This window comes from Bradyrhizobium sp. AUGA SZCCT0182, from assembly GCF_018130185.1.
Taxonomy (GTDB): Bacteria; Pseudomonadota; Alphaproteobacteria; order Rhizobiales; family Xanthobacteraceae; genus Bradyrhizobium.
In genome coordinates this window covers 144886-158512 of the sequence record NZ_JAFCLY010000013.1, presented here as the reverse complement: position 1 = coordinate 158512, position 13627 = coordinate 144886, and the positions used below count along the sequence as shown (strand labels likewise).

At 62.7% G+C, this 13627-nt stretch carries 11 protein-coding genes; 8 read left to right on the top strand and 3 right to left on the bottom strand.

Annotation, left to right across the window (positions count from 1 at the left end; translation table 11 throughout):
• The 4 genes from JQ611_RS16445 to JQ611_RS16430 all read left to right on the top strand — a co-directional run bounded on the left by JQ611_RS16445 (position 1) and on the right by JQ611_RS16430 (position 6380).
• Complete coding sequence (locus tag JQ611_RS16445; RefSeq protein WP_212465996.1) at positions 1 to 1317, top strand: aspartate aminotransferase family protein; 1317 nt, start codon at positions 1 to 3, stop codon at positions 1315 to 1317.
• 22 nt (positions 1318 to 1339) lie between these two features.
• Complete coding sequence (locus tag JQ611_RS16440; RefSeq protein ID WP_212465995.1) at positions 1340 to 3004, top strand: hydantoinase B/oxoprolinase family protein; 1665 nt, start codon at positions 1340 to 1342, stop codon at positions 3002 to 3004.
• A gap of 2 nt (positions 3005 to 3006) precedes the next feature.
• Positions 3007 to 5049 carry a hydantoinase/oxoprolinase family protein gene (locus tag JQ611_RS16435; RefSeq protein WP_212389054.1) on the top strand — a complete coding sequence of 681 codons (2043 nt, stop codon included), beginning with the start codon at positions 3007 to 3009 and terminating at the stop codon, positions 5047 to 5049.
• Between the two features lie 95 nt (positions 5050 to 5144).
• A complete protein-coding gene (locus tag JQ611_RS16430; protein WP_212465994.1) occupies positions 5145 to 6380 on the top strand; it encodes an ABC transporter substrate-binding protein in 1236 nt (411 codons plus the stop codon).
• Positions 6381 to 6538: 158 nt separating this feature from the next.
• Here JQ611_RS16430 and JQ611_RS16425 read toward each other — a convergent pair whose 3' ends face one another.
• Together JQ611_RS16425 and JQ611_RS16420 are read right to left on the bottom strand one after the other, a co-directional pair.
• Positions 6539 to 7753 (bottom strand): mandelate racemase/muconate lactonizing enzyme family protein, encoded by a 1215-nt coding sequence (locus JQ611_RS16425; protein WP_212465993.1) that lies wholly within the window; start codon positions 7751 to 7753, stop codon positions 6539 to 6541.
• Between the two features lie 115 nt (positions 7754 to 7868).
• The gene (locus JQ611_RS16420) at positions 7869 to 9107 is read right to left on the bottom strand and encodes an amidohydrolase family protein (RefSeq protein ID WP_212465992.1); all 1239 of its coding nucleotides are present in this window, start codon (positions 9105 to 9107) and stop codon (positions 7869 to 7871) included.
• A gap of 166 nt (positions 9108 to 9273) precedes the next feature.
• Here JQ611_RS16420 and JQ611_RS16415 point away from each other — a divergent pair, with 166 nt between their 5' ends.
• On the top strand, positions 9274 to 9693 hold the full coding sequence (locus JQ611_RS16415; RefSeq protein ID WP_212465991.1) for a nuclear transport factor 2 family protein: 420 nt from the start codon (positions 9274 to 9276) through the stop codon (positions 9691 to 9693).
• A 150-nt stretch (positions 9694 to 9843) separates the two neighbouring features.
• On the opposite strand, the gene JQ611_RS16410 is transcribed toward JQ611_RS16415, so the two are convergent.
• Complete coding sequence (locus JQ611_RS16410) at positions 9844 to 10602, bottom strand: GntR family transcriptional regulator (RefSeq protein ID WP_212389058.1); 759 nt, start codon at positions 10600 to 10602, stop codon at positions 9844 to 9846.
• A 194-nt stretch (positions 10603 to 10796) separates the two neighbouring features.
• On the opposite strand from JQ611_RS16410, the gene JQ611_RS16405 reads away from it, so the two are divergent.
• Genes JQ611_RS16405 through JQ611_RS16395 form a run of 3 tightly spaced genes read left to right on the top strand, consistent with a single transcriptional unit; the run spans position 10797 to position 13508 of the window.
• Positions 10797 to 11660, top strand: coding sequence for an ABC transporter ATP-binding protein (locus JQ611_RS16405; RefSeq protein ID WP_212389059.1), 864 nt, complete (start codon positions 10797 to 10799; stop codon positions 11658 to 11660).
• A 2-nt stretch (positions 11661 to 11662) separates the two neighbouring features.
• Positions 11663 to 12439 (top strand): ABC transporter permease, encoded by a 777-nt coding sequence (locus tag JQ611_RS16400; protein WP_212389060.1) that lies wholly within the window; start codon positions 11663 to 11665, stop codon positions 12437 to 12439.
• A gap of 43 nt (positions 12440 to 12482) precedes the next feature.
• Complete coding sequence (locus JQ611_RS16395) at positions 12483 to 13508, top strand: ABC transporter substrate-binding protein (protein ID WP_212265124.1); 1026 nt, start codon at positions 12483 to 12485, stop codon at positions 13506 to 13508.
• Positions 13509 to 13627: the final 119 nt, after the last annotated feature.

The following is a 13627-nucleotide window of genomic DNA, read 5'->3' as shown; positions in this document are numbered from 1 at the left end:
ATGTATCCGGATTCAAATTCCTCGTCGCAAAAAATGTACAACCGCGCACTGGCGAGCCTGCCCGGTGGCAATACGCGCACCACCGTCTTCATGAAACCGTATCCGATCTACGCCGCGCGCGGCGAGGGATGTCGGGTGTGGGACCTCGATGGCAACGAGTTTATCGATTGCATCAACAATTTCACCTCGCAGATTCACGGCCATGCACATCCTGTGTTGATCAAGGCCGCGACCGCGCAACTTGCGCTGGGATCGGCGTTCGGGATGCCGACCGAATCCGAGGTCGACCTTGCCGAACTGCTCGCCGCGCGATTGCCGTCGGTCGACCAGGTGCGGTTCTGCAATTCAGGCACTGAAGCTGTCATGATGGCGCTGAAGGCCGCCCGCGCCCATACCGGCCGCCCCAAAATTGCAAAATGCGAGGGCGCGTATCATGGGTCCTACGATTATGCCGAGGTCAGCCTCGATCCGACGCCGGAAGCCTGGGGCCGCAACGCGCCGGTGTCCGTCGCCTACGCCAAAGGCACGCCCGACAATGTGCTGGCCGATGTCTTGACCATTCCGTTCAACGACACCGAGGCCGCGGTCAGCCTGATCCGCGAGCATGGCCCTGAACTCGCCTGCGTCCTTGTCGATCCCATGCCCAATCGCGCCGGGCTGGCGCCGGCCGATCAGGCCTATCTGGAGGCCTTGCGCAAGGTGACGCGCGAGGTCGGCGCGCTGCTCGTTTTCGATGAAGTGATTACGTTCCGTCTCGGCTATCGCGGCGCGCAGGGTCTGTTCAATATCGACCCCGATCTGACCACGCTCGCAAAAATCATCGGCGGCGGGTTTCCGGTTGGCGCGGTGTGCGGCCACAAGGAATTCATGGCCGTGTTCGACCCCCGGCCGGGCAAGCCTGCGCTGCCGCATGGCGGCACATTCTCCGCCAATCCGGTGACGATGCGCGCCGGTATCGCGGCGATGGAACTGCTGGACGAGGCGGCGTTCGCGCGGCTCGATGCAATGGGGGAGGCGGTTCGATCAGGGATCGACGCGGCGTTCCGCCGCCACAATGTTCCCGGCCGCACCGTCGGGCTCGGGTCGTTGCTGAAGATACATCTCGTCGATCGTCCGGTGCGCGACTATCGCTCGGCCTATCCGACCGAAGCGGAAGCCGGGCGTCAGGTGGTTTTCAACCAGGCGCTGCTCAATCGTGGCGTGCTGGCGGCGGGCAATGGATTGATGGCATTGTCGACCCCGATGACGGATGCCGATATACATGCGATCATCGATGCCGTATCGGGCGCGATATCGGAAGTGTCGGCCTCGCTCTAGGTTCAAGAACAACAAGGCAAGAATGTCCGCCAAGATCGATCCCATCACACGGTCCGTCGTCCAGCATCGGCTCAGTTCGATCGTAAAAGAGATGGGCGAAGCCATGCTTCGCACCTCCTATTCGCAGATCCTCAATTCCAGCCGCGACTTTTCGTTAGGGATTTGCGATACGCGCGCCCGCCTGATCGCCCAGGCCGATCATCTGCCGGTGCATGTCGGCGCGTTGCCATGGGCGACGATCGCGGTGGAGGAGCGCTTCAAGGACGTCAAGCCGGGCGACGTCTTCCTGCTCAACGATCCCTATTATGGCGGCAGCCATCTGCCTGATCTCACCGTCTTCGTGCCGGTGTTCGACGGCGACAAGCGGTTGCTGTGGACCATCGTGCGCGCCCACCAAAGCGATATCGGCGGCGCCACCCATGGCGCCTATAATCCCGGGGCAACGGAAATCTGGCAGGAGGGCCTGCGCATTCCGCCGATCAGACTTTCCGAGGCGGGGCGGCCGCGCGAAGACCTGCTCGAGATGCTGGCGCTGAATGTGCGAAACCCGCGCGAGTTTCGCGGCGACCTTGCCGCGATGCTGGGCGCGGCGCATCTCGGCGAACGTCGCGTCGCAAAGCTGTTCAGCGAATTCGGTGCGCCGGTCGTCGAAGCGGCGATCGAAGCGATCCTGGATGCAACCGAAGCGCAGACCCGCGCCGTGGTCTCGACCTGGAAGGACGGCGTCTTCCACGGCGAGGCGTTTCTCGACGATGACGGCCATGGACGCACGGATATCCGCATCGCGGCCAAGGTCACCAAGAAGGGCAGCGATGTCGAGGTCGATCTGACGCAGTCCGATCCGCAGTCGACCAGTTTTGTCAATTCCTCGCATGCCAACATGCAGGCCGCGGTCGCGATGGCCTTTGCTTATCTGATCGACGCTGACATCCCCAAGAATACCGGCGCGCTGCGCCCGCTGAAGGTGATCGCCAAGCAGGGGACGATCGTCTGGGCCGATCCGGGCCGGCCGGTGACGTTGTGCACGAGCCATCCTTCCAACGAGATCGTCGAAGCGATTGTGAAGGCCATGTCCGCCTCCTGTCCGGAACGCGCGATGGCTGGATGGAGCCGCAGATTCCGGATCGCGATTCAGGGCGAGGATCCGCGTACCGGAAAGCAGTTCATCTGGCATTTGTTTCAGGCTCGACCGGGCGGCGGTGCTTCGTCCGGCGGCGACGGTTACTCGTCGATCGGGGAATGGCACAGCGTCGGTGGATTGAAGTTCGGAAGTATCGAGGTCGCCGAGGCGCGCTTTCCATTGCACTTCCGTCAGCATGAATTCCGCCCGGGCTCCGGTGGCGACGGACAGTTCCGCGGCGGTCTCGGCGTTGCCCTCGATCTGGTGCTGGAGACCGAAAAGCCGTCGCGCGGCAACACCGCGGGCGACGGCGCGCGCCATGGTCCCTGCGGCATGCTCGGCGGCGAGGATGGCGAGCCGCATCATTATCGCCTGCTGTCCGAGGGACGTGAGCCGCGCGTGTTGCGCACCAAGGAAGTCGGCATCGAACTCCATCCCGGCGATTGTCTCGAGATACGCTCGTCCGGCGGCGGTGGCTGGGGGCCACCGTCCAAGCGATCAGCGGAGGCGCGGCGACGCGACGCCGAGCAGGGATTGACCAGTGTTTCCGCGGAGCGACGTGGCTGACGATGTACACAATCGGAGTTGACGTCGGCGGAACCTATACCGACCTAGTGGCCACGGATTCGTCCGGGCGAACCATATTCGCAAAATCGCCATCCACACCCGCCGACCAATCGATCGGCGTCATGACCGGCCTCGAAGAACTGGCGCGGCGATTGAACACGACGCGTGCGGAAATGCTCGCCGCCACAGATCGGCTGGTGCACGGGACCACGGTTGCGACCAACGCGTTGCTGGAGCGCAAGGGCGCCAAGGTCGCGCTCTTGACCACCGAGGGCCATCGCGACGTCATCGAAATGCGCGAAGGCCTCAAGCCCGACCGCTACGATCTGCGTTCGCCGCCGCCGGAGCCCTTGGTACCGCGCGAACGACGTTTTGGCGTTCGCGAGCGGCTGAAGGCGAATGGCGAGGTTTTGACTGCGCTTGATGAGCGCTCGCTTGACGAGGCCATCGCCGGCATCAGGAAACTGGGCGCGACCTCGGTCGCGGTGTGCTTTCTGCATTCCTATCTCAACCCCGTCCACGAACTTGCCGCGGTCGAGCGCCTGGCAAAAGAACTGCCTGACGTCAGCGTGTCGCGTTCCAGCGACGTGCTGCCGCAGATCAAGGAGTACGAGCGCGTCTCGACCACGATCGTGAACGCCTATGTCGAACCGATCGTGCGGCGCTATCTCACCAATCTCGAGCGGCGCCTGAAAGAGGCCGGCCTCAAGGGCAGCCTGTTCGTCATCCTGTCGCATGGCGGCATGGCGCCGGTCGAGGAAGCCTCGCGCCTCGCCGCGGGCACGGTGCTGTCAGGGCCGGCGGGCGGCATGTCGGGCGGTCGGCGCTGCGCCGAGCTGCTCGGCATTCCCGATCTGGTGCCGTTCGACATGGGCGGAACCAGCACGGACATCTCTCTCATTTCGGACGGACAGGCCTCGCTCTCCGCCGATGGCCTGCTGGCGGGCCAGCGCATTGCCTTGCGCAGCCTTGATATTGCGAGCATCGCTGCCGGCGGCGGCTCGATCGCCAGCGTCGATGGCAGCCGCACGCTGCGGGTCGGTCCGGAAAGTGCCGGCTCGATTCCGGGTCCGGCCTGTTACGGCAATGGCGGGCAGGCCGCGACCGTCACCGATGCCAATGTCGTGCTCGGTTATCTCGATGCCGCCGCCTTCATGGGCGGGCAGCGCCCGCTCGATCGCGCGGCGTCGGAAGCCGCGGTCGATCGTGTCGCCGCATCCATGGAGCTCTCGCGCGTCGAGGCCGCCGCGGGCATTTACCGCATGATCAATTTGAACATGGCGGACGGCATCCGCCTGATGACGTTGCGCCGCGGCGTCGATCCCCGGAAATTCGCGCTGTTGAGTTTCGGCGGCGCGGCGGGCTTGCATGCGGCCGAGGTTGCGCGCGAACTGGAGATCAAACGCATCATCGTGCCGACGGTGGCCTCCGTGCTGTCGGCATGGGGCATGCTGACCAGCGATCTGCGCTATGAGATGAGCCGCACGCATTATGGCAGGGCGGCGCGCATTTCCGCCGGCGAAGTGCGTGAGCTGTTCGGCGAACTGGAGCAGGCGGCTACCGGTCGGCTGCGCTCATGGTTCAACGGGCCGCTGTCGATCGAACGCTCCGCCGAAATGCGTTACGGCGAACAGATTTTCGAGATCGACGTTTCGCTGGATGGTCTTGACTGGAATGCGGCCGACCTCGTCGATCGGATCGAGCAGCGCTTTCATCGCAAGCACGAGGAACTCTATACCTATGCCTCGCCCGGGCAGGAGGTCGTGTTCGTCAACGCGCGGGTCGCGGCGGTCGGCGCCGTCGCGCCAAACGATCAGAACACGCGCCCGGCGGCGTCGGCGGGCGTTTGCGCGCCACGCGGCAAACGTCAGGCGTTCTTTGGCGGCTGGCGCGAGGTGCCGGTCTATGCGCTCGATGCGCTGCAGCCCGGGCATTCCCTGACCGGTCCTGCCATCATTGAGGCGGAAACCACCACGGTGCTGGTCGATAGCGGCGACCGCGTCAGCGTCAATGCGCTCGGGTGGCTGGACATAACCCTGCGCTGAACACAAAAATTGATTTCAACAGCGCCGGATTGGGCAGTATTATCCCAAGTGCTGGGTTAGGCGTCACAAGCTTGAGTTAGCGTGAAGCCATGTTCATGAAAACAATAAAAGAAGCTGGAACTATCCTGGCCCTGTTAGCCGCCGCGCTGTTCGCCGGCATGCCGATATCGGCGCGACAGGCCCATGGCGGCGGCGTCACCGATACCGAAATCCGCATCGGCAACGTCATGCCGTATACCGGACCCTTGGCCGCGTTCGCGGCGATCGGCAGGGCTGAAGCCGCCTATTTCGACATGATCAATGATCGCGGCGGCATCAACGGTCGCAAGATCAAATTCATCTCCCGTGACGACAGTTCCAATCCGAAGATGGCAGCGGAGCACACAAGTCAACTGGTGGAGCAGGAGAACGTGCTGCTGATGTTTGGCTCGTTCGGCACGCCGAGCAATCTGGCGACGCGGACCTACCTCAACGAGAAGAAAGTGCCGCAACTCTTTGTCGCGTCCGGTGACGAGGAGTGGGCGCATCCCAAACGATTTCCGTGGTCCATGGGCTGGCAGCCGACGTTTCGCGCCGAGGGACGGATCTACGCCAACTATATCCAGGCTTCCTATCCGAGCCGCAAGATCGCGGTGCTCTGGCAGAACGATCAGTTCGGACGCGATCTGTTCAGGGGATTGCAGGAAGGGCTCGGCGTCACTGCCCGCATGATCGTGGCTGATATCGCCATCGAGGCCGATATGTCGATCGATGCGCAGGTCGACATCCTCAAGAATTCCGGGGCCGAAGTGCTCGTGCTGAATTGCGCACCGCCAATCTCGGCGCGGGCCATCCGAAGAGCGGCCGAACTGGGTTGGTATCCGGTGGTGGTGCTGGTCAATGCGGCGGCTTCGATCGCGAATGCGCTGAGACCTGCCGGGCTTGCGAACGCCGCCGGCGTGATCTCGACCTCGTTCCTCAAGGACGCCGGCGACACCACCTGGAAGGAAGACCCTTCGATCAAGGCGTGGCTGTCATTCATGGACAAGTATTATCCCGATGGTGACAGGGAGGATAGTTACGCCATCTTCGGCTATGCCGCGGCCGAAACCCTGGTCCAGGTATTGACGCAGTGCGGCGACGACCTGTCACGCGAGAACATCATGCGGCAGGCCGCGTCGCTGAAGAACTATCAGAGCCCGATCATTCTGCCGGGCATTGCCATCAACACGGGACCTGCGGATTTTCATCCCATCAAGCAGATGCGGCTGGTGCAATTCGACGGCAACGCCTGGCAGCCGATCGGCGACGTCATCGAAAGCGCGTTTGCGAGCAGGCCGGGCGATAATTGAGGTTGGCGGTCTCTCGGTCGTCGTCCCGGCGAACGCCGGGACCCATACGCCGTGAAGTCAATTGTTACGGGAGGCGTCAGTTGTCTTGTTTCAACAATGAGGGCCGCGGAGTATGGGTCCCGGCTCAAGGCCGGGACGACACATATTGAGTCTGCGACCTACTTCTTCTGCCCGTAATTCAACAACCCGCCCTTGCTCTTTGCCGGATGGGCGCGCAGGCCTTCCTCGTTGGGTTCGGTGCCCCAGCCCGGCCGATCGGAAATGACGAGGTGGCCGTCGACGATCTCGGGCAGATGGGTGAACAGTTCGTGGTCCCACGCCAGCCGGTCGATGTCGGTTTCCATGATCCGCAAATTCGGCACCGCGGCGCAGAAATGCGCGTTCATCATGGTGCAGAGATGGCCGTAGAAATTATGCGGCGCGACGTTGACCTCGAAATGCTCGGCGGTGGCGGCGATCTTCATCGATTGCCACACCCCGTTCCACGGCGTGTCGATGATCGCGACATCCATTGCCTGTTCGTTGAAGTAGGGCAGGAATTCGCGCAGGCCCAGCAGCGTCTCGCAGGATGAGATCGGATGCGGGCTCTGGCGGCGGATATAGCCCAGCGCCTGCGGATTGAAGGTGTCGATCTCGACCCAGAACATGTCCATATCCTTGATCGCGCGCAGGATCTTCAGATAGCCCTCGGTCTTGGCGTTGAAGTTGAGGTCGAGCAGCAGATCGACATCGGGCCCGGCGCCGTCCCTGATAGCTTCGAGGTGCATGCAGAGATTGCGGATCACCGTGCGATCGACGTTGATCTCCGGCTCGAATGGCGAGCCGAAGCCGGGCCGCCAGCCCTGCGGCTTGCCGTCGGTGTAGACGAAGATGTTGGTCTTTAGCGCAGTGAAGCGCTTTTCGCGGACTTCGCGGCCTATCGACTTGACGCCGTCGAGATCAGTAATCGCGGGCTTGAACCAATCAGGATGATTGATGCGCCAGGTCGCGCAATGCGACCAGTAGACCCGGACGCGGTCGCGGATTTTTCCTCCCAGCAGTTCATAGCAGGGCACGCCGAGTGCCTTCGCCTTGACGTCGAGCAGCGCGTTCTCGATGGCGCCGAGCGCCAGCGCCACCACGCCGCCGGCAGCGGGGCGCGTTGCGGCAAACAGTTCCGCGTAAATCCGCTCGTGCTGAAAGGCGTTCTTGCTGACCACCCGCGCCGACAGCCGCTCGATCGCCGCCGTGACGCCGGGCGCGCCAAAACCCTCGTCATACTCGCTCCAGCCGACGATGCCGTCTTCGGTCATGATCTTGACGAAGTGATAGTTGCGCCAGCCGGCGTCGCAGGAGAGCGTTTCAACGCTTCTGATCTTGGATGATTTGGTCATGATTTCCTGCCCGGCTGTTGTTTTCGTTGACCGATAACAACAACGGATTGGCAGGAGCGTCAATCGCGCCTTGCTCGTCATGCCCGGAGTGTACGGCCCGGCCATGACGGAAAATCTAAGCTGGCCTAAACAGCGTCGGTTGGCGTCGCTCGAATACCTGACGCCCGTTCTTGAAGCCCACCAGCACGTCGGGCAGTTCTGCGATCGCGTTCGGGCCGGTGTCGGTGTCGAGGATGACAAGATCGGCAGGGTTGCCTGGCGCGATGCCGTAATCCCGCAGGTTCATCAGGCGCGCCGGCAAGTCCGTCACCAGATCGAGGCAGGCGTCGAACTCGCTGATTCCGGCGTGGGCGACATTGGCGTAGAAATTGGCCATGCGCAGCAGCGACGCATCGCCGAACGGCGTGAACGGATTGAGCACGTTGTTGGTCGCGACCGAACACAGCACGCCGTTCTCGACCAGCCGGTGCGCCACGGTGAGGCCGCGCGGCGCATTGTGGGTGGCGTCGCGGCCCATCAGATAGAGATCGGTTGCCGGCAGCACGGTGACCGCGACACCGGCCTTCGCCAGCCGTTCGGTCGCAGCCTTCAGCCGGTCGGGCGGCAACGCCGAGAGTTTGGTGGCGTGCCCGATTGCGACACGGCCATGATAGTTGCGCCGCTCGGTTTGCCGGCAGACTTCCTCCAGATGCCACCAGGATGGATCGAGATCGAAGTCGAGATGCAGGTCGACGTCGACGTCGAATTGCTGCGCGAGGTCGAACACTCTTTCGAGATGCGCGTTCGGGTCGGTATCCATATAGGGACAGCCGCCGATCGCTTCGCCGCCGTCGCGCAGTGCCGCGATCAGGAGTTCTTCCGCGCCGGGATCGTTGGTCAGGCCTTCCTGCGGGAACACGCAGATCGACAGATCGATCGCCCAGGCATAGTCGCGCTTCAGTGCCTTGACCGCCTCGAAGCCGCGCAGCGCGATGCGTGGATCGATCTCGACATGCGTGCGCATCCGTGTGGTGCCGTGCACGATGGCGCGTTCGAGCACCCGCGCGCCGCGGGCATAGACGTCCTCGACGGTGAAATCGCGCTTCATGGCGGCAACCGCAGCGATCGCCTCGCCCACGGTGGCATGGTCGTGCCCGCAGCGGCCGAGCAGGCAGGCCTTGTCGAGATGGATGTGGGTGTCGACGAAGCCGGGGAGGGCGAGCTTGCCGCCGATCTCGATTTCGGGTGCGTCGCAGGCCAGATGTGCCTCGATGGCGGCGATCCGCCCCTCCGATACGCCGATATCGACGGGGGTGGCCGAAGCCCGGGTCCGGGCGTTGCGGAAGATCAGGTCGAAGGCGGTTCGCGCGCTCATCAGGACTTTAGCTGTTTCTTGGCTGGTTTGAGGTGAGGGGAGCCTAGCGGAAGAGTGCTTTAGAGGCAGCCCCAAATTGTGTGCAGTTTATAGGCCAAACTGTTCAAAATATGTGCATGCAATTGGAAGCCCCGATTGTAGTATTCTGGGATCAGGAGCAGCCGCCATGTCCATTTCCGCCAAAGCTGAAAAGCGCCCCCTCTCGGATGCCGAAGTGGTCGAAGCCTATCTCACGGCATCGATGATCCCGGATCCGGATGCGGCGGCGGCCTACATGAAGTCGGGCACCATCATCACCTTTACCGGCGGGCGCGAATTCGATCATCCGCGCGGGCCGACCGGCTTCAACGCAGCGCGCTACCGCTGGGTCAAGAAGAAGATGGACCGTTTCGACGTCTGCCCGGGTGCGGACGAGACCGTGGTCTACAGTATCGGCACGCTGTACGGCGAATGGATCGACGGCACGCCATTCGAGGGCAACCGCTATGTCGATCGCTTTGTCGTGAGGGGCGGCCAGATCGTGAAGATGGATGTCTGGAACGACAGCGCGGAACGCATTCTGGTTCAGAGAGGGATTGAGGCGTAGGGCATCCCAGTACTCGTCATGCCCGGGCTTGACCCGGGCATCCACGTCTTCGCTTCAGCTCAACAAGAAAGTCGTGGATGGCCGGGCATAGGCGAGCGTAAGCGACGCCGTCCTTTAGACGGCTATGCCCGGCCATGACGGAAAAACCGATTACCTCGCCCTCACCACCTTCGGCATTTTCACGACGCGCTCGCTCTCGCCCTCATCGGCGTACGGCGCCAGAATATCCAGCAAATCGCGGCCGCGCTGAGGAGCCGGCGCCACCAGGGCCCGGTTCGCCACGGAATCCAGATGGCTGTGCATCAGGCTCATCACCTTGGCCTCGTCACCCTTGACCAGGGCTGCGATAATCGCGCGGTGCTCATTGATCGCGCATTCCGACGAATGCGGCCGGCTGTACAGAGATAGAGTGAGGCAGCAGCGATAGGCGACCTCGCTGACGTAACGCACGAGGATCGGGCTGTTCGTCATCTGCGCGAGCAGGATGTGGAATTCGGTCGCAAGACGAATGGATACCGCATCGGTGCCGTCGCGGGCGCCATCCTCGGCGTCGACGTGGGCGTTCAGCGTCGCGATCTGGGCCTTTGTCAGTTTGCCGGCGAGCTGGCGCACCACCAGCCGTTCGAGCTCGATCCGGATATCAAAGGCGTCGCGGGCTTCTTGCCAGCTCGGTGTCGCCACGACAGCGATCCGGTTGCGGCGAAGTTCGACGAGGCCTTCCGCGGCGAGTTGCCCCAGCGCGTGGCGGGCAATGGTGCGGCTGACGCCGAAGCGTTCGCCGAGCGAATCCTCAGGCAGTTTTGCGCCGGGCTCCAGCGCCTGCTCGATGATGGCGCGGCGAAGCGCGCGGCAGATCACCCCGACCTTGTCGGATGATTCCGCATTCTTGCCGGCCGAGCGAGGCGCCATGAGCGAATCCCTGAAGGAGTGCTTCGAATGCGCCCTCATATCACAAATGGGAGACAATTGAGCGCCCGAATTGCATGCAGTTTGGCGGCCGAATTGCCTAAAAGGAATCCGCTGGTTTGGGCGTCTTTTTGCGATCCCATTGATTCCAAACGCGAGTTTTGCTGGCATCCGGCTTGCATGCACTTCCAGCCATGATGCGCATGCAACCAGATTCGGAATTCTCCGGCGCGCCGGTTTCGGCCCCCGCTGCACCCATCGCGATTGAGCTGTCGGACGCCTCCGTCACCTTCGGCCGTGGCGACCGCGCCGTGCCGGCGCTGTCGAAAACCACGCTTCGGATTGCCGACGGCGAGTTCGTCGCGCTGGTGGGGCCATCCGGCTGCGGCAAGTCCACCATCCTGCGGCTGGCCAGCGGGCTGGTTCAGCCGACCACCGGCGTCGTCATCGTCGGTGGCCGGGAAGTCGCGGCGCGGGCGCTGCGCGTCGGCATGGCGTTCCAGAATCCGACCATGCTGCCCTGGATGACGATCGAGCGGAACATCATGCTGCCGCTCAAGATTGTCGAGCCGTTTCGCTCGCAATTCCGCAAGCTTCGCAAGACCGAATTCCGCGACAAGGCCAATGCGCTGCTGGAGCAGGTCGGCCTCAAGGGCTTTGGCAGCCGTTTTCCCTGGCAGCTCTCCGGCGGCATGCTTCAGCGCGCCAATCTGTGCCGCGCGCTGATCCACGAACCGCGGATGCTGCTGCTCGACGAGCCCTTCGGCGCGCTCGACCAGTTCACGCGCGAGGAACTGTGGTCGATCCTGCAAGAGCTCTGGATGACCCACAAGGCGACCGTGCTGCTGGTGACGCACGATCTGCGCGAGGCTGCATTCCTCGCCAGCCGCATCTGCGTGATGAGCGCGCGGCCCGGCCGCATCGTCGACGACAGCCCGGTCACATTCAGCCGCCCGCGCACGGTGGCGATGACGTTTGAGCCAGATTTCGTGGCGCTGAACCAGAAGCTGCGCACTTTCATCGTCGATGCGCGCAGCGCGCCAGCCGAGGGGGCGACCTGACCATGTCCGCAAGCGATATCAGACAAAAGGCCTGGTCGGCGGCACTCATCGTGCTGTTCTTTGTCGCCTGGGAATTGTTCTGCGTGATGACAGGTATGTCCGACCTAGTGCTGCCGCGGCCGTCGGAGGTTTTTGTTACGCTCTACCAGAAATTCCCGCTGCTGTGGCCGCATATCCTGCAGACGCTGGCGACGACGATGATCGGCTTCGTGCTCGGCGTCGGGCTTGGGGTGGTGCTCGGCGCCGTCATCGGCGTTTCCAAGACGGCATACGACACGGCCTATCCGCTGCTGGTCGGATTCTCGTCGATCCCCAAAGTCGCTGTCGTTCCGATCTTCGTGCTGTGGTTTGGCTCAGGGTCGGTGCCGGCGGTGCTGACCGCGCTGTCGATCTGCTTCTTTCCGATCGTCGTCAATATCGCGACGGGGCTCGCGACCACCGAACCCGAACTCGAAGACGTGCTGAAAGCGCTTGGCGCCAGCAAGCTCGATATCCTCTGGAACGTCGGTCTGCCCCGCACCATGCCGTTCTTCTTTGCGTCATTGAAGGTTGCGATCAGCTACGCCTTTGTCGGCGCGGTTCTCTCCGAGACCGTGGCGTCGAACCGCGGCATCGGCAACGTGATGATGACTGCGTCCTCGAATTTCAACGTGCCGTTGGTATTCGCCGGCCTGTTCGTGCTCGCCGGCCTCGGCGTCGCGCTCTACGTGATCTTTTCGCTGATCGAGGGCCGCGTCACCGGCTGGGCCACCCGCAAGAACGACCTGATCGCGACATGACGATTTCACCAACCGCCATCCAACCCACTCGAGGAGGTTCACGATGTTAACGAAAATAGGCGCCGCGCTGTTGGGAGTAGCTTTGTTCGCAGGCGCCGCGAACGCGCAGGAAACCACCATCAAGTTCACGCTGGGCTGGAAAACCCAAGGCAGCGACGCTGCGTTTTTCTATGCCAAGGACAATGGCTACTTCAAGGAAGAGGGCCTCAACGTCGTGATCGACCAGGGCGAAGGCTCGGGTGCGACGGTGACGCGCATCATGTCGGGCGCTTATGACGCCGGCTTTGGCGACGTCAACGCCATCATCCAGAATGCCTCGACCAAGCCGCAGGACGCGCCTGTGATGGTCTACCAGATCTGGAACCAGCCGCCCTTTGCAATCGTTACGAAGAAGACCAGCGGCATCAACACCATCAAGGATTTCGAAGGCCGCACGCTCGGCGGCGCGCAGGGCACGCCGACCACGCGGCTGCTGCCGGTGTTCGCGCAGAAGAACAAGCTCGAGGGCGAGAAGATCAAGATCTCCAACATGGCGCCGAACCTGCAGGAGCCGATGCTGATCAAGGGCGATATCGACGCGGCGCTGGTGTTCAACATCACCAGCTATTTCAACCTCGTGCTGAACCGCCAGGATCCTGACAAGGACTATAAATGGTTCTCGTTCGGTGATTACGGCCTCGATCTCTATTCCAACGGCCTGATGGTCTCCCGCAAGCTGATCGCGTCCAATCCAAAGGCGGTCGCCGGGCTCGTCCGCGCCGTCAACAAGGGAATGATCGCGGTTGCAAAGGACCAGAACGCCGGCATGAAGGCGGCGCTGAATTACGACAATCTGATCAATGTCGACGTCGAAAAGCGCCGGCTGCAATATTCCTTCGACAAGCTGATCGTCTCGGCCGAGATGAAGGAAATCGGCGTCGGCGACGTCAAGGACGATCGCATGACCCGCGCCATCGGTATCATCGTCGAAGGCTATCAGCTTGCCCGGGCGCCGGCAGCGTCGGAAATATTCTCGCGCGAATTCCTGCCGCCGCGCGCGGAAAGGGAGCTAAAGTACACGGCGAACTAAGCTCGTCATTGCCTGCGACAAACGCGAAGCGTTTGCGCAAGGGAGCGAAGCGACGAAGCAGTCCATCTTTCCCCGCGTGGAAGCATGGATTGCTTCGCTACGCTCGCAATGACGACGGA

Excerpts from the sequence above, each read along its gene's own strand:
- JQ611_RS16445 (WP_212465996.1), top strand. The coding sequence starts at position 1 with ATGTATCCGGATTCAAATTCCTCGTCGCAAAAAATGTACAACCGCGCA.
- JQ611_RS16440 (WP_212465995.1), top strand. The coding sequence starts at position 1,340 with ATGTCCGCCAAGATCGATCCCATCACACGGTCCGTCGTCCAGCATCGG.
- JQ611_RS16435 (WP_212389054.1), top strand. The coding sequence starts at position 3,007 with ATGTACACAATCGGAGTTGACGTCGGCGGAACCTATACCGACCTAGTG.
- JQ611_RS16430 (WP_212465994.1), top strand. The coding sequence starts at position 5,145 with ATGAAAACAATAAAAGAAGCTGGAACTATCCTGGCCCTGTTAGCCGCC.
- JQ611_RS16425 (WP_212465993.1), bottom strand. The coding sequence starts at position 7,753 with ATGACCAAATCATCCAAGATCAGAAGCGTTGAAACGCTCTCCTGCGAC.
- JQ611_RS16420 (WP_212465992.1), bottom strand. The coding sequence starts at position 9,107 with ATGAGCGCGCGAACCGCCTTCGACCTGATCTTCCGCAACGCCCGGACC.
- JQ611_RS16415 (WP_212465991.1), top strand. The coding sequence starts at position 9,274 with ATGTCCATTTCCGCCAAAGCTGAAAAGCGCCCCCTCTCGGATGCCGAA.
- JQ611_RS16410 (WP_212389058.1), bottom strand. The coding sequence starts at position 10,602 with ATGGCGCCTCGCTCGGCCGGCAAGAATGCGGAATCATCCGACAAGGTC.
- JQ611_RS16405 (WP_212389059.1), top strand. The coding sequence starts at position 10,797 with ATGCGCATGCAACCAGATTCGGAATTCTCCGGCGCGCCGGTTTCGGCC.
- JQ611_RS16400 (WP_212389060.1), top strand. The coding sequence starts at position 11,663 with ATGTCCGCAAGCGATATCAGACAAAAGGCCTGGTCGGCGGCACTCATC.
- JQ611_RS16395 (WP_212265124.1), top strand. The coding sequence starts at position 12,483 with ATGTTAACGAAAATAGGCGCCGCGCTGTTGGGAGTAGCTTTGTTCGCA.